This window comes from Piscinibacter sp. PDB5-1, from assembly GCF_056676035.1.
In genome coordinates this window covers 1,124,859-1,140,834 of record NZ_JBWVZL010000002.1, presented here as the reverse complement: position 1 = coordinate 1,140,834, position 15,976 = coordinate 1,124,859, and the positions used below count along the sequence as shown (strand labels likewise).

Below are 15,976 nucleotides of genomic sequence, written 5' to 3'. Positions count from 1 at the left end.
TTCTCAGGGCCGGCCGATGACCAGGTAGACCCCGGTCGAGCCCTTGGGTGCATGCGTGATCGCCAGGTGCATCGGCCCGATGCCGGTGTCGGCGCCCACGAAGAGGCTGCTGCCCAGGCGCAGGTCGTTCAGCTTCACGTCGCCGCGGTCTCGCCAGGCGTTGCCCGCCTCGAACGAGGCCCCGGCGAAGAGCCCGCGCGTGAGCGGCGGCACGTAGCCCAGCCGCTGGTAGTAGGCCGCGCGGCCGAACACCAGGTAGTTGCCTTCGACCTGCCCCGGCTCGTAGCCCGACAGGTGCATGAAGCCGCCCAGCGCGTAGCGCCCCAGCCCGTTGGGTGATCGCTGGTCGGCGTGCAGCAGCCGCGTGTGGAAGTTCAGCGTGTGCACGCGGCGGCTCATCACGCCCGTGCCCTGCAGCTCGAAGCGCGTGAACCGCTCGCGCTCGCCGACGTTGAGCGTGTCGCGGCGCAGGCCGTGCATCAACTCGACCTCGGCCCGGTAGCCGCGTTGCGGAAAGTTGGCGAAGTCGAGTTGATCGACCACGCCGCGCACCCGCAGGCCGCTTTCGCGCGTGGTGAAGGGTGCGCGCGGGCCGCTGTAGTCGGTGCCCAGCAGCTCGGGTTCGTTGTGGTACGCGAGGTGCGACAGGCCGATGCGCAGCGCGCCGTACTCGCCCCAGCGCTCGCCCAGGTCCAGGCCGACGCGGCCGCTCGTGCGCGTGAAGCGCCCGCGAGGGGCGCCGGTGGCGTTGTTGTAGACCGAGAAGTCGTGTCGATCGACTTCGGCATGGCCGGCCACGAACCAGTCGTTCCACAGCCCGAGCGTCCAGTTGAGCGGGCGGTAGATCTCGCTGAAGAGGCGTGGCGATTCGCCGATCTGCAACTGGTTGCGCCACTCGGTGCCGTGTTCGTCGAGCCAGTGGCGGTTGTGGCTGAGCTTGATGTTGAAGGCGCTGTCGCCGCTGAAGTCGGTGCGCATCTCCAGCCCGACGCGGATGTAGTTCGGCCCCCAGGGCTTGTCTTCGAGGTCGAAGACCAGCTCGTCGCCATCGGCGGTGGCGACCAGCACATAGTCAGCGCGCAGGTAGTCGTCGGTCGCGGCCAGGCGGCGCGCGTCGCGTTCGGCGCGTTGCGCGTCGAAGGGTTGGCCGGCGGTCGATTCGAGCTGCGAGACCAGGCGTTTCGGGTTGGTCAGCGTGCGGCCTTCGAAACGCACGCGGCGCAGCCACGTGGGCGTCACCGGCTGGCGCGCATGGCGGCGCTGCCACGCGGCGTAGCCCGCTTCGTCGAGCGCCAGCGCCGGCCAGCGGTCGGCCACGGCCTGGGCGGCCTGTTCGCCGCGTGCGATCAACTCGGGCGTGCGCTGGAAGTCGCCCGAACTCAGGCCGTCGAGCTGTGGCAGCACCAGCACGTCGCGTGCGCTCAACGTGGCCAGGCTGCGCTGCACGTTCTGCTCGGTGAGGATGTTGATCATCTGCCCGGTCACGCCGGCCACCGAGCCCAGCGCGTCGCGGCCGGCGAGCGGGGTGCCCACGTTGACGACGATGACCACATCGACACCCATCGCACGCGCCACGTCGATGGGTGTGTTGTTGACCAACCCGCCATCGCCGAGGATGCGTCCGTCAAGCTCGGTCGGCGCGAACACGCCCGGCACGCTCATGCTCGAACGCAGCGCGAGCGCCAGGTCGCCTGAGCGCAGCACCACCGGCTGGCCGCTTTCCATGTCGGTCGCCACCGCGCGAAACGGGATCGGCAGCCGGTCGAAGTCGCTGATGCGCCGCACCGGCAGCGTGTAGCGCCGCAGCAGCGATTCGAGGCCGCGCCCCGACACGGCGCCCAGCGGCAGGCGGAATTCACCGTCGCGCAGGCCGATTTCGAGCAGCGGCGAAATCTCGAAGTCTTCTTCCTTGCGGCGCTGCGCGAGCTGCTGGCGATCGACGCGGTTGGCGAACACTGCGTTCCAGTTCACCTGCAGCAGCTCGGTCTCCATCTCTTGCGCGCGCATCCCGCTCGCGTAGAGCCCGCCGATGATCGAGCCCATCGACGTGCCGGCGATGGCGTCCACCGGGATGCGCTCGCGTTCGAGCACCTTCAGCACGCCCACGTGTGCCAGGCCGCGCGCCCCACCGCCCGACAGCACCAGGCCGACGCGCGGGCGGGCGCCCTCGACGCGTGGGCTCGTCGCGGTGGGCGAGGCCTGCGCCATGGCGAGGCCGACCTGGGCAACGAGGCCCAGCGCCAACAGGCCGCGCCACGCGGTGTGGACGAGCCCGCGCACCTGCAGCCTCATGCCGGGTTCGACAGGCCGCGCAACATGCCGTCCACCGCCCGCTGGATCAGCAGCGGCTGGTCGGCGGTGTGGGCGAGCTTGGCGGCGCGCAGGCGTTCGAGTGCGCGCGCGGTGATCGAATGCGTGTGGCCCGGCACCTCGCTGCTGAACAGGAAGAAGCGCCCCCGGTCGCTGCGCCACAGCAGCATCGCCTGCGTCCAGCGGCCATGCAGAAAGAGGCGGTAGCGCTGGCCCGGGGCCATGCCGGCGACCCACTCCTGCGGGTCGTCGCCGGGGCTTTGCGCGGTGGCGGGCATCCACTCGGCGGGCACGGTTTCCATCGACGACAGGTCGATCAACGAATCGCTGAACGACGAGCCTTCATTCGGCGCGGCGATCACTTCTTCGCGCATGCGCTGCACCAGGTCTTGCGGCGACAGCGCCGCCTCGGGCGTGACCGCGCCGGTGCGCGAGCCGGGGCGCAGCGCCTCGGTGTGCACGGCCATCAGCTCGTCGAAGACCTGCTGGCGTTCGCCCTCGGGCAACTCGATCAGCGCCATGCCTTCGCGCAGCCGCTGCAGCAGCCCAGGCAGGATGCCGATCAGCCGCTGCCGGCTCTGCGGGTGGTCGGGCAGTTGCAGGCTCCACAGCAGTTCGTCCACCGCCTTCATGTAGCCGAGCGCGGTCTCGGACTTGTCGCCGAACTTCAGCATCGCCTGCGCGATCACGCGTGCCCAGGGCCCGGTGACGAAACGGCGCACCGGCGCGCTGGCGCGCACCGGCACCATCTGCTCGACCAGCCGCGCCGAGATCTGCTGCTGCATCTGGTCGATCTGCTCGGCCTCGCGCAGCGCGTCGATGGCGTCTTGGGCCTCGCGTTGCGCGCGGCGCAGGCTGGCGGCGAGAAATTCATCCAGCCGCAGCAGGCTGCGCTGGTACAGCGCGCTGTCTTGCTGCGGCTCGCGCTGCATGTCGTCCACCAGCGCTTCGCAGAAGTGCAGCAGGTTCACCAGCCGCGGGTCGTCGGCCGGACTGCCGGCGCTGGCCGAGGCGATGCGTTCCATCAGCAGCCACACCGGGTGCTCGTGCGACTTGAGCATCACCGTGTCGCGCAGCGCGATGCGCAACGCCGACACCTGCAGCCGCGCGATCACCGCGCGAAAGCCGGGCAGCAGCATCGGGTCGGCGAGGATGGTCTCGAATAGGCGCGACAGCAGCTCGATGATCTGGCGGTCCACCTGCGCGCCGGCCGTGGCCAGCAGTGCGGCGCGGTGCTCGGCCAGGCGCGGCGTCGGGGTCAGCGCCGGGTGGGTGGCCGAGGCGGGGGGCAGGTGCTGCAGCAGCGCCTCGACGCGGCGCAGCGCCTCTTCAAGCGCCGGGGCCGGGTCGCGGCGGCTCGTTCGCGGTGGGGTCGAGGCGATGGCGCCCGAGACGATCACGCCGGCGCCCGGGTCTGGTGCCGGCATGCTGTCGAGCAGGCCGTCGAGCGCGCCGGGACGCGTCACGTCCACGTCGGGCGCGGGGCGAACGGCGTTGGCGGCGTAGACCACCGTGCGGTAGATGCCGGGCTGCACGCCCTGGTCTTCGAGCCGGGTGCTGGCGCCGGCCCAGGCCAGCTTCAGCAGGCCCGCGAGCACCGTGGCCGACACGCGCAGCAAGATGGCCTGCTGCACCGGTGGCACGCCGGGCACCGCGGTGGCCGCCTGCCACAGCGCGCGGGCGTAGGCCTGCGGGCGCAGCGGGTTCGATTCGGCGGTGACGTGCTCTTGCCCGCGCAGCGTGGACGTGAAGGTCTGCAGCTCGCGCAGCTCCCAGTCGGCGGCGTTCTCGATCGCCTGGATGACGCGCGAGATCTCGATGTCGGCCTCGACGCGGGTCTCGTCCATCAACTGCAGGCCGCCTGGGCCCGAGGGGAGGGTGCTGCCCGGTGACAACGCCGCGCCGGCCTGCATTTCGGCTTTCACCAGCTCGCGCAGCGCATCGACGAAACTGCGCTGGAAGACGCCGGCGTGCTGTTGCAGCGCCGAAAGCAGGTCGAAGTGGTGTTGGCGTTCGCTGGCGCTCAGCAGCGCGATGTCGCGGGGCTGGCGCAGCTGGTCAACGGTGCCGGCGAGGGTGCGGGTGATGAGGTCGGTGGCGCGGGCCAGCTCGTCATCCACAAAGTGCTGAAACTGGGGGCTCGTCGGCATGCGGCGGGCGTCCGGTTGGGGTGATGCGGGCCATTATGTGACGCGGGTCGTGCCCCTTGTGGGCCTGGGTGCGGCGCCGGCCGTGTTTACCCTGATGTCGATAATTGTTATGAGGCATAACAATTTGACCTGCCGCAAGATGCGGCTTCTCGAACGAAGGCAGGCACATGAAGGTCGGCATCGCAGGTGCTGGGATTGGCGGACTCACGCTGGCGTTGATGCTGCACCAGCGCGGCATCGCCTGTGAGGTGTGGGAGGCCGCTCCCGAGATCCGCCCGCTCGGCGTGGGCATCAACCTGCTGCCGCACGCGAGCCGCGAACTGTGCGAGCTGGGCCTGGAGTCGCGCCTGGCCGAGATCGCCATCGAGACCTCGTCGCTCTCGTACTACAACATGTTCGGCCAACGCATCTGGCACGAGCCGCGCGGCCGTGCGGCGGGGTATGCGTGGCCGCAGTTCTCGATCCACCGCGGCGAGTTCCAGATGCTGCTGGCCGAGGTGGCCCACGAACGCTTCGGGCAGGGCTTCGTGCAGACCGGCCTGCGCGCCGAACGCTTCGAGAACGCCGGCGACCAGGTCGCCGTGCACCTGCGCTCGCGCGACGGCCGCGAGCTCGAGCGCCGCGTCGATGTGCTGATCGCGGCCGATGGCATCCACTCCGCCCTGCGCAAGCAACTGGTGCCCGGCGGCGACGAGTTGCAGTTCTCGGGCCGCATGCTGTGGCGCGCGGTCAGCGAGGCCGAGCCCTACCTCGATGGGCGCGCGATGTTCATGAGCGGCCACCCCGACCAGAAGTTCGTCGCCTACCCGATCAGCGAGCCGCTGCGCAAGACCGGCCGCTCGCTCATCAACTGGATCGCCGAGCTGCGCGTGTCGCCCGAGGCCATGCACAACGACTGGAACCGCGAGGTGCCCAAGGCGCTGTTCGACCATGCGTTCGCCGACTGGAACTGGGGCTGGGTCAACATCCCGCAGCTCATCCGCGACGCGAAGGCGGTGTACGAATTCCCGATGGTGGACAAGAACCCGCTGCGCCGCTGGGTCGATGCCGAAGGCGGGCGCGTCGCGCTGCTGGGCGACGCCGCGCACCCGATGTACCCGATCGGCAGCAACGGCAGTGCGCAGGCCATCCTCGACGCGCGTTGCCTGGCCGATGCGCTGAAGGGCGCCACCGGCCCGCAGCAGGCCTTGCTCGAATACGAAGCCGAGCGCCTGCCCAAGACCGCCGGCATCGTGCTGCGCAACCGGCTGAACGGCCCCGAGCAGGTGATGCAGATCGCCCACGAGCGCGCGCCGCAAGGCTTTCAGCACGTGAACGACGTGATCCCGCAGGCCGAGCTGGAAGAGATCGCCGCGCGCTACAAGCGCCTCGCGGGCTTCGATCCGCAGTCGCTCAACGCGCCGCGTTGACCGGCGCGCCGCCCCGCACCGATTCACCCACGAAGGAGCAGCACATGGCCTTCCAGACCTGGGACAACCCCATGGGCACCGCCGGGTTCGAGTTCATCGAATTCGCCGCGCCCGACCCCGCCGCGATGGGCGCGACCTTCGAGCGCATGGGCTTCACCGCCATCGCCAAGCACCGCCACAAGAACGTCACGCTGTACCGGCAGGGGCAGATCAACTTCATCATCAACGCCGAGCCCGACTCGTTCGCGCAGCGCTTCGCGCGCCTGCACGGGCCCTCGGTCTGCGCCATTGCCTTTCGGGTGCAAGACGCCGCGCAGGCCTACCAGCGCGCCCTCGAACTCGGCGCCTGGGGCTTCGACAGCCACAGCGGGCCGATGGAACTCAACATCCCGGCCATCAAGGGCGTGGGCGATTCGCTGATCTACCTGGTGGACCGCTGGCGCGGCAAAGACGGCGCCGGTGAAGGCGCCATCGGCGACATCAGCATCTACGACGTCGATTTCGCGCCCTTGGCCGGTGCCGCAGCGGCGACGCAAAACCCGGTGGGCCACGGCCTCGCCGTCATCGACCACCTGACGCACAACGTGCACCGGGGCCGCATGGCCGAGTGGGCCTCGTTCTACGAGCGGTTGTTCAACTTCCGCGAGGTGCGCTACTTCGACATCGAGGGCCAGGTCACGGGTGTGAAGAGCAAGGCGATGACCTCGCCCTGCGGGCTGATCCGCATCCCGATCAACGAAGAAGGCAAAGAGAAGGCCGGGCAGATCCAGGAGTACCTCGACGCGTACCACGGCGAAGGCATCCAGCACATCGCGCTCAGCTCGACCGACCTCTTCCAGACCGTGGACGCGATGCGTGCGCAAGGCATCGGCCTGCTCGACACCATCGACACCTACTACGAGCTGATCGACCAGCGCATCCCGGGCCACGGGCAGTCGGTCGCCGAGCTGCAGAAACGCAAGATCCTCGTCGATGGCACGAAGGAAGCGCTGCTGCTGCAGATCTTCACCGAAAACCAGTTCGGGCCGATCTTCTTCGAGTTCATCCAGCGCCTGGGCAACGAGGGTTTCGGCGAAGGCAATTTCAAAGCCCTGTTCGAGTCGATCGAGCTCGACCAGATGCGGCGCGGCACGCTCGCGGCCACTTGAGTCGATCACGTTCACGTTCCACAAACACACGAGGAGATTCCATGACTGCACCCATCCTGCGACTCGTTGCCGCCTGTGCCCTGGCGGCGCTGGGCGTGGCCGCGCACGCCGACATCACCATCGGCGTGAGCATCGCGCAGACCGGGCCGTCGGCTTCGCTGGGCATCCCGCAGAAGAACAGCATGGCCTTCTGGCCGACCGAGATCGCCGGCCAGAAGCTGCGCGTGGTGGTGGTCGATGACGCCTCCGACCCGACGACGGCGACGAAGAACATGCGCCGCCTCGTGAGCGAAGAGAAGGTCGATGTGATCCTGGGTTCGTCGGCCGTGGCGCCGTCGATCGCCATGTCAGAGGTGGCGACCGAGAGCAAGACGCTGCAGATCGCCTTCTCGCCGATCGAGCTGCCGCCCGGCAAGGGCGAGTGGACCTACCGCATCGCCCAGCCGGTCAGCCTGATGGCCACGGCCATCGTGCAGAAGATGCGCAACGACGGCGTGAAGCGCGTCGCCTTCATCGGCTTCGCCGACGCCTACGGTGAAACGTGGCTGAAGGAAATGCGCCTGCGTGCCGAGTCTTTCGGTATGGAGCTGGTGGCGGTCGAGCGCTACGCCCGCGCCGACACCAGCGTGACCGGACAGGCGATCAAGATCGTGGCCGCCAAACCCGACGCGGTGTTCATCGCCGGCGCCGGCTCGGCCGCCGCGCTGCCGCAGACCACGCTGCGCGAGCGCGGCTACGCCGGCCCGGTGTACCAGACGCACGGCGCGGCCACGAAAGACCTGATCCGCATCGGCGGCAAGCACGTCGAAGGCACGGTGCTGACCGCCGGCCCGGTGCTGGTGGCCGAGCAGTTGGACAAGTCGAATCCGGTGAAGGCGGCCGGCCTCACCTACGTGACGCAGTACGAAAAGCAGTACGGCGCCGACAGCCGCACGCAGTTCGGCGCGCACGCCAACGACGCGATCCTGGTGCTACAACGCATCGTGCCGGCCGCGCTGAAGAAGGCCAAGCCCGGCACGCCCGAGTTCCGCCAGGCGCTGAAGGACGCGATGGAGTCCGAACGCGACATCGTCATCTCGCACGGCGTGCTGAACTACTCCGCCAAAGACCATTTCGGCTTCGACCAACGCGGCTTCGCGCTGGTGAAGATCGAGAAGGGGCAGTGGAAGTTGTTGAAGTGATCGTCGCGTGAGCCGAGCCGCACGCGCGGCTCGGCTCACTGGCGCTCTGTTGTTGTGAGTTCCCGCCCGTCCTCCGCCCTCCGTTCGGGCTGAGGCATCGAAGCCCGGCTCCCTTGGCGCGGGCCCTTCGATGCCTCAGGGCGAACGGGCCCTGTGCCTCGCGTCCCCTCGTCATGTCGCTTCCCACCCCCACCCTTGAGCGCATCGCCGATTGCGTGATCGACGTCGCCCCGGCGATGGACATCGGCGAGACGCCGCTCGGCCGCCGCCGGCTGGTGCCGATCACCGCCGGCCGCATCAACGGCCTGAAGCTCAGCGGCAAGGTGCTGCCGCACGGGGCCGACTTCCAGCTCGTCAGCTCGGCCACGCTGACGCAGATCCATGCGCGCTACATCGTCGAGACCGACGAGGGCGAGCAGGTGTACGTCGAGAACACCGGCCTGCGCGTGGCCGCGCCGGCCGTGATCGCGCAACTGAACGCCGGCCAGCCGGTGAGCCCCTCGCTCGTGTACTTTCGCACCACCCCGCGCTTCGAGACGGCCTCGAAGCGCCTGCAATGGCTGATGGAGTCGATCTTCGTCGGCACCGGCGCGCGTCACCCCGACCGCGTCGAACTGAGCTTCTTTCGCGTGACCTGAATGGATTCCACCATCGCCCTGATGCTCGCGCAGGACGGCATCACCACCGGCGCCATCTACGTGCTGCTCGCGCTCGGCCTGGTGCTGGTGTTCTCGATCACGCGCGTGATCTTCATCCCGCTGGGCGAGCTGATGGCCTTCGCCTCGCTCAGCCTCGTGGCGCTGCAGGCCGGGCAGGTGCCGCAGCCGGTTTGGCTGCTGCTGATCCTGGGGGTGCTGTGTTTCGTGCTCGACGGCATCGACGTGCTGCGCGGGCTGCCGGGGGTGTCGCTCGTGCGCAGCGGGCTGCGCCACCTCGGGGTGCCGGCCGCGCTGTGGGGCCTGTTCACGGGCCTCGAAGGCCACACGCTGCCGCTGCTGCTGCAGGCGCTGCTGGCGGTGCTGCTGGTGCTGCCCTTCGGCGGCATGCTCTACCGCCTGGCCTACCGGCCGGTGGCCGAGGCCTCGGTGCTGGTGCTGCTGATCGTGTCGGTCGGCGTGCACTTCGTGCTGCTGGGCGTGGGCCTGATGCTCTTCGGCGCCGAAGGCTGGCGCGCGCAAGCGCTGTGGGACGCGAGCTTCACGCTCGGCGCGCACATGCTGTCGGGGCAGAGCCTGCTGGTGCTCATCACCACCGTGCTGCTGATCGTGGCGCTGTACCTCTTCTTCAGCCGCTCGCTGCTGGGCAAGGCGCTGCGCGCGGCGGCGGTGTGCCGGCGCGGCGCGCAGCTCGTGGGCATCAGCGCCGAAGAGGCGGGCCGCGCGGCCTTCACGCTGTCGGCCCTGATCGCGGCCCTGTGTGGCGTGTTGATCGCGCCGATGGCGACGGTCTTCTTCGACTCGGGCTTCCTGTTCGGCCTGAAGGGCTTCGTCGGCGCGATCTTCGGCGGCCTGGTCAGCTACCCGGCCGCCGCCGCTGGCGCGCTGCTGGTGGGCTTGCTGGAGTCGTACGCCTCGTTCGAGGCCAGCGCCTTCAAAGAGGTCATCGTGTTCGGGCTGATCGTGCCGGTGCTGCTGTGGCGTTCGCTCACCAGCGGCCACGGCGAGGAGCACTGACATGACGCCGGTGCGCATCCTCTTGATCGTGGCGGCGCTGCTGCTCGCCGGCCTGCCGTGGTGGCCGGTGTCCGACTACGTGATCACCTTGCTGGTGTACGTGGGCCTGTCGAGCCTGGTGGCGATGGGCCTGGTGCTGCTCACCGGCGTGGGCGGCCTCACGTCGTTCGGCCAGGCGGCCTTCGTCGGCATGGGCGCGTACACGGCGGCCTACATGACGACCACGCTCGGCCTGTCGCCCTGGCTCGCGCTGCCGGCGGCGCTGGCGCTCACCGGCGTGAGCGCGCTGCTGCTGGGGGCGATCACCGTGCGCATGTCGGGGCACTTTCTGCCGCTGGCGACGATCGCCTGGGGGCTGTCGTTGTACTTCCTGTTCGGCAACCTCGAATTCCTCGGCAAGTACGACGGCCTGAGCGGCCTGCCGGTGCTGGCGGCCTTCGGCATCTCGTTCGGCGACCAGCGTTCGATGTGCCTGCTGGTGTGGGCCGTGGTGGCGCTCGCCGCGTGGTCGATCGGCAACCTGCTGAACTCGCGGCCGGGGCGGGCCATTCGCGCGCTCAATGGCGCGGCCGGCATGGCCGAGGCCATGGGGGTCAACACCGCGCGCGCCAAGCTGGTGATCTTTGTCTACGCCGCGCTGCTGGCCGGGCTGTCGGGCTGGCTGTACGCCTTCGTGCAGCGCGCGGTGAGCCCGTCGCCCTTCGGGTTGAACCACGGCATCGAGTACCTGTTCATGGCGGTGCTGGGCGGCATCGGCCACGTGATGGGCGCCATCGTCGGATCGGCGCTGGTGATCGGCTTGAAAGAAGTCGCGCAGCACGCGCTGCCGGCCAGCTGGAACACCGGCGGCAGCATCGAGCTGATCGTCTTCGGCGTGCTCTTGGTGCTGGTGCTGCAGCGCGCGCCCGAAGGGTTGTGGGCGTGGGTGGCGAAGTGGTTTGGGCCCAAGGGCGGCGCGGTGCTCGCGGCGGCCGAGCCCCCACCCGTTCGCCCTGAGCCTGTGGAAGGGCAGCGCGAGGCCCCAGGCGGGGCTTCGACCGGCTCAGCACGAACGGAGCCGGGTGCGGTGCCCGTAGCGAAAGCGCTGGCAGCGGGCCCTGTGCTCCTGCAAGTCCAAGCCGCCCGCAAGCAGTTCGGCGGCCTCGTCGCCGTGGACGACATCCACCTCGACGTGCACGCCGGCGAGATCGTTGGCCTGATCGGCCCCAACGGCGCGGGCAAGTCCACCACCTTCAACCTCATCACCGGCGTGTTGCCGCTCACGCGCGGCAGCGTCAGCTTCCGCGGCACGGCACTGGGCGGGCTGCCGCCGCGCCGCATCGTCGCGCGTGGCATTGCGCGCACCTTCCAGCACGTGCAGCTGGTGCCGGGCATGAGTGTGCTCGACAACGTTGCCATCGGCGCGCACCTGCACGGCGATGGCCGGCCCGATGGCGGGGTGCTGCGCAGCGTGCTGCGGCTCAACGGCCGCGAAGAGCGCCGCCTGCTCGACGCGGCCGAGCGCCAGTTACGCCGCGTGGGCCTGGGCCACGACCTGCACCGCGACGCCGGCACGCTGGCACTGGGCCAGCAGCGGCTGGTCGAGATCGCCCGCGCGCTGTGCTGCCAGCCGGCGCTGCTGCTGCTCGACGAACCGGCCGCCGGCCTGCGCCTGCAAGAAAAGCGGCAACTCGCCGACCTGCTGCGCGAACTGCGCGCCGACGGCATGGGCGTGCTGCTGGTCGAGCACGACATGGACTTCGTGATGAACCTGACCGACCGCCTGGTGGTGATGGACTTCGGCACGCGCATCTCGCACGGCACACCGGCCGAGGTGCAGCGCGACCCGAAGGTGCTCGAAGCCTATCTCGGGGGTGTCGAATGAGCGCCGTGCTGTTGGAGGCGAAGGGTTTGAACGTGCGCTACGGCAAGGTCGAGGCCATCCCCTCGGCCGACCTCGCCGTCGCGCCCAACCAGATCGCCACGCTGATCGGCCCCAATGGCGCGGGCAAGTCCACGCTGCTCAACGCCTTGATGGGTGCGCTGCTCAAGCCCGGGCGCAGCAGCGGGCCGGTGGTGTTTGACGGCGAAGACATCTCGGCGCTGCCCGTCACCGAACGCTGCCGCCGCGGCCTGTTGCTGGTGCCCGAGACGCGCGAGCTGTTCGGCACGCTGCCGGTCGAAGACAACCTCGTGCTCGGCGCCTACCTGCACCGCCACCGGCGCGACGGGCGCAGCGCGGCCGACCTCGAGCGCGTCTACGCGCTCTTTCCGCGCCTCAAAGAACGCCGCACGCAAGAGGCGCGCACGCTCTCGGGCGGCGAGCGCCAGATGCTGGCGCTGGGCCGCGCGCTGATGGGCCGGCCCCGCCTCTTGATGCTCGACGAGCCGAGCCTGGGGCTCGCGCCGCGCATCGTGGGGGAAATGTTCGCCGTCATCCAAAAGCTGCCGAGCGAGGGCATCGCGGTGCTGCTGGTCGAGCAGAACGCGCGTGCCGCGCTGCGCGTGGCCCACCATGGCTACGTGCTCGAAAACGGGCGCATCAGCCTGCACGGGCCGGCCGAGCAACTGCGCGACAACCCGCGTGTCATCGAAACTTACCTGGGCCTGGCCGGTGCGTCGGTCGCAGAAGGTGCAGCATGAGCGACAAGGTGATGGAACGAGTCATCGACAAGCCCAAGGGCAAGGCAGGCACGAAGATGAACGACAAGACGAACGCGCGCACGCAGGCCAAGAGCGGCGCCGACAAGGCCGGCGACAAGCCGGGCGACAAGCCCACCGACAAGGCCCGCCCCGTGGTCGGCGAGGTGGGGCAGGGCGACCACTTCGACCCGCACGTGCCGGGCATTCGCTACGGCACGCTCGATGAACTGGTGGGCTACGCGGTGCGCCGCGCGCAGATCGCCATCTACGAAGACTTCGTCGCCTCGCTCGCGCCCTGGAACATCACGCCGCAGCGCTTTTCGGCGCTGACCATCGTGTCGCTGAACCCGCGCCTCAAGCTCACCGAGCTGGCCGACGTGCTGGGCATCGCGCGCTCGGGTGCGGTGATCCTGGTCGATGCGCTGGCCGAGATGGGCTATGTGGAGCGCCACCCCTCGCCCGACGACAAGCGTGCCTATGGCCTCGCACTGACGGCCAAGGGCGAGAAAGACCTCGCCGAGATCACGAAGGCCGTGCGCGCGCACGATGCGCGCATCGCCAAGCGGCTCGATGGCGACGAGGTGAAGGTGCTGATGCATGCGCTGAACCGCATCGCGGGCTTCGATGCGGCGGGTGTTTGAGCCGACGCCGGTTGCGCTGAGCCTGTCGAAGCCCTGCATCGCACCCGTTCTGGAGCTGAGCCCATGACCACGTCGAACCTCAACGATCCTGCCGGCGACCCCAGCGGCGACCACAGCGGCTACCAAAGTGGCTTTGGCAACAGCTTCGCCACCGAGGCCGTGGCCGGCGCCTTGCCCGTGGGCCGCAACTCGCCGCAGCGTTGCGCGCACGGCCTGTACGCCGAGCAGCTGTCGGGCACGGCCTTCACGGCACCGCGCCACAGCAACCGCCGCTCGTGGCTGTACCGCATCCGCCCGGCGGCGGTGCACCAGCCCTTCGAACGCCTCGACGACGGCCGGCTGGTCAGCGACTTCAGCGCCATCGCCGCGCCGCCCAACCCGCTGCGCTGGGACCCGCTGCCGCTGCCCACGGCGCCCGCCGACTTCATCGACGGCCTCGTCACGATGGCCGGCACCGGCTCGGCCGACGCGCAGACGGGCTGCGCCATCCACCTGTACGCGGCCAACCGCTCGATGACGACGCGGCACTTCTACAGCGCCGACGGCGAGCTGCTCATCGTGCCGCAGCAAGGCCGCCTGCGCGTGCCCACCGAGCTGGGGGTGATCGAGGCCGAGCCGCAAGAGATCGTGCTCATCCCACGCGGGCTGCGCTTTCGCGTCGAGCTGCCCGATGGCGCCGCGCGCGGCTACGTCTGCGAGAACTTCGGCGCGCCGTTGCGCCTGCCCGACCTCGGCCCCATCGGCTCGAATGGCCTCGCGCAGCCGCGCGACTTTCTGACGCCGGTCGCGGCGTACGAAGACGTGGAGGGCGCGTTCGAACTCGTCGCCAAGTTCGGTGGCCACCTGTGGCGCGCGGCCATGGGCCATTCGCCGCTCGACGTGGTCGCGTGGCACGGCAACCTCGCGCCGTGCAAGTACGACCTGCGGCGCTTCAACGCCATCGGCTCGATCAGCTTCGACCACCCCGACCCGTCGATCTTCCTGGTGCTGCAGTCGCTGAGCGACACGCCCGGCGTGGACACGATCGACTTCGTCGTCTTCCCGCCGCGCATCCTCGCGATGCGCGACACCTTCCGCCCGCCCTGGTTCCACCGCAACATCGCCAGCGAGTTCATGGGCCTGATCCACGGCCAGTACGACGCCAAGGCCCAGGGCTTCGTGCCAGGCGGCGCGAGCCTGCACAACTGCATGAGCGGCCACGGCCCCGACGCCGAGACCTTCGCCAAGGCCAGCGTGGCCGACACGAGCGTGCCGCACGTCATCGAAGACACGATGGCCTTCATGTTCGAGACCCGCTGCCTGCTGCGGCCCACGGTGCATGCGCTGCAGTCGCCGCAGTTGCAGCGCGACTACTGGCAGTGCTGGCAGGGCTTGAAGAAGCACTTTGTGATGCCGGGTTGAAGCGATGGCCGTGAACCCCACGCACGACCCCTCGCTGCGCAGCTGGATCGAATCTGCCAACGCCGCCGGTGCCGACTTCCCGGTCCAGAACCTGCCGTTCGCCGTGTTTCGCCGCCGGGGTGCGAACGAAGCCTGGCGCGGCGGTGTTGCCATCGGTGACCGCATCGTGGACTTGGCCGTGGTCCACGCCATGAACGCCTTCCAGGGGCTCGCCTCCGAAGCCGTGGCCGCGTGCAACGAGCCCACGCTCAACCGCTTCATGGCGATGGGCCCTGCGGTGTGGAGCGCCCTGCGCCTCGCCTTGTCGCAGGCCCTGAGCACCGGCGCCCCCGAGGCGCTGCGCCCGGCGTTCGTCGCCCAGGCCGAGGCCGAGTACGCGCTGCCCGCGCAGGTCGGCGACTACACCGACTTCTACACCTCGGTGCACCACGCCACGCGCGTGGGCGCGCTGTTCCGGCCCGACGCGCCGCTGCTGCCGAACTACAAGTGGGTGCCCATCGGCTACCACGGGCGCAGCTCGTCCCTCGGCGTCTCGGGGCAGACGTTTCACCGCCCACGTGGCCAGCGCATGCCGCCCGACGCCACCGCACCCGTGGTCGGCCCGAGCGCGCGGCTCGACTACGAGCTCGAACTCGGCGTGTTCATCGGCGCCGGCAACGCGCGCGGCGAGCCCATCGCGCTCGACGACGCCGAGCGCCACGTGTTCGGCCTGTGCCTGCTCAACGACTGGTCCGCACGCGACCTGCAGGGCTGGGAATACCAGCCGCTCGGCCCCTTCCTCGCCAAGAACTTCGCCACCACGATCTCACCGTGGGTCGTGACGATGGAAGCGCTCGAACCCTACCGTCTCGCCTTCACGCGCGACCCCGCCGACCCGCAGCCGCTGCCTTACCTCGACAGCGCGGCCCACCGTGCGCGAGGCACCCTCGACATCCACCTCGAAGCGCGCCTGCAGACCGCCGCGATGCGCGCGCGCGGGCAGGCCGCCCAGCGGCTGTCGCGCAGCAACTTCCGCCACGCCTACTGGAGCGTCGCGCAGATGGTCGCGCACCACACGGTGAACGGCTGCAATCTGCAAGCCGGCGACCTGCTCGGCACCGGCACCCAATCGGGCCCGGCACGCGAAGAGTCCGGCTCGCTGCTGGAGCTGACCGAAGGCGGCCAGCAGCCGCTGGCGGTCGGCGAAGGCGAGGGCGGTGCACGCGAGACCCGCAGCTTCCTCGAAGACGGCGACACGGTCGAGTTCGCGGCCTGGTGCGAACGCGAAGGCGCGGCACGCATCGGCTTCGGCACCGTGGTGGGCACGGTGCTGCCGGCGCGTTGAGCCTGGCGAGAGCCACGTCGGTGACAGGCGCGAGGCAGGAACTGGCTCCACCGTCGGGAAGCAGAAGCGAAGCGACTGCCCCATCCAGCAAGCCCGCGGAACCGGCTTTGCCGGGCC

Annotated in this window: 12 protein-coding genes; 10 read left to right on the top strand and 2 right to left on the bottom strand. The window is 69.8% G+C overall.

The genetic code is table 11. From position 1 onward, the window contains the following. Positions 1-3 precede the first annotated feature (3 nt). Both AC1KAT_RS12530 and AC1KAT_RS12525 read right to left on the bottom strand, forming a co-directional pair. The gene (locus AC1KAT_RS12530) at positions 4-2,292 is read right to left on the bottom strand and encodes a patatin-like phospholipase family protein (protein ID WP_480326334.1); all 2,289 of its coding nucleotides are present in this window, start codon (positions 2,290-2,292) and stop codon (positions 4-6) included. Further along, positions 2,289-4,460, bottom strand: a complete 2,172-nt coding sequence (locus AC1KAT_RS12525; protein WP_480326332.1) for a DUF1631 family protein — start codon at positions 4,458-4,460, stop codon at positions 2,289-2,291. Before AC1KAT_RS12525 ends, AC1KAT_RS12530 begins: the two co-directional genes overlap by 4 nt. 167 nt (positions 4,461-4,627) lie before the next feature. On the opposite strand from AC1KAT_RS12525, the gene AC1KAT_RS12520 reads away from it, so the two are divergent. The 10 genes from AC1KAT_RS12520 (at position 4,628) to fahA (ending at position 15,859) form a co-directional block, all read left to right on the top strand. Then, entirely contained in the window at positions 4,628-5,869 is a 1,242-nt protein-coding gene (locus AC1KAT_RS12520) for a flavin-dependent oxidoreductase (RefSeq protein ID WP_480326330.1), read from the top strand. Between the two features lie 44 nt (positions 5,870-5,913). Then, the gene (hppD, locus tag AC1KAT_RS12515) at positions 5,914-7,017 is read left to right on the top strand and encodes a 4-hydroxyphenylpyruvate dioxygenase (RefSeq protein WP_480326328.1); all 1,104 of its coding nucleotides are present in this window, start codon (positions 5,914-5,916) and stop codon (positions 7,015-7,017) included. A gap of 41 nt (positions 7,018-7,058) precedes the next feature. Then, positions 7,059-8,198 carry an ABC transporter substrate-binding protein gene (locus AC1KAT_RS12510; protein ID WP_480326326.1) on the top strand — a complete coding sequence of 380 codons (1,140 nt, stop codon included), beginning with the start codon at positions 7,059-7,061 and terminating at the stop codon, positions 8,196-8,198. 173 nt (positions 8,199-8,371) lie between these two features. After that, positions 8,372-8,836 (top strand): DUF3237 domain-containing protein, encoded by a 465-nt coding sequence (locus AC1KAT_RS12505; protein WP_480326324.1) that lies wholly within the window; start codon positions 8,372-8,374, stop codon positions 8,834-8,836. After that, complete coding sequence (locus tag AC1KAT_RS12500) at positions 8,837-9,871, top strand: branched-chain amino acid ABC transporter permease (RefSeq protein WP_480326322.1); 1,035 nt, start codon at positions 8,837-8,839, stop codon at positions 9,869-9,871. A gap of 1 nt (position 9,872) precedes the next feature. Then, on the top strand, positions 9,873-11,735 hold the full coding sequence (locus AC1KAT_RS12495; protein ID WP_480326320.1) for a branched-chain amino acid ABC transporter ATP-binding protein/permease: 1,863 nt from the start codon (positions 9,873-9,875) through the stop codon (positions 11,733-11,735). Then, positions 11,732-12,493, top strand: a complete 762-nt coding sequence (locus AC1KAT_RS12490) for an ABC transporter ATP-binding protein (protein WP_480326318.1) — start codon at positions 11,732-11,734, stop codon at positions 12,491-12,493. The genes AC1KAT_RS12495 and AC1KAT_RS12490 overlap by 4 nt, the downstream gene beginning before the upstream one ends. Continuing rightward, the gene (locus AC1KAT_RS12485; RefSeq protein ID WP_480326316.1) at positions 12,490-13,134 is read left to right on the top strand and encodes a MarR family winged helix-turn-helix transcriptional regulator; all 645 of its coding nucleotides are present in this window, start codon (positions 12,490-12,492) and stop codon (positions 13,132-13,134) included. The genes AC1KAT_RS12490 and AC1KAT_RS12485 overlap by 4 nt, the downstream gene beginning before the upstream one ends. 63 nt (positions 13,135-13,197) lie before the next feature. Then, positions 13,198-14,535 (top strand): homogentisate 1,2-dioxygenase, encoded by a 1,338-nt coding sequence (gene hmgA / locus AC1KAT_RS12480; protein ID WP_480326314.1) that lies wholly within the window; start codon positions 13,198-13,200, stop codon positions 14,533-14,535. A gap of 4 nt (positions 14,536-14,539) precedes the next feature. Then, positions 14,540-15,859 carry a fumarylacetoacetase gene (fahA, locus tag AC1KAT_RS12475; protein WP_480326312.1) on the top strand — a complete coding sequence of 440 codons (1,320 nt, stop codon included), beginning with the start codon at positions 14,540-14,542 and terminating at the stop codon, positions 15,857-15,859. Positions 15,860-15,976 lie beyond the last annotated feature (117 nt).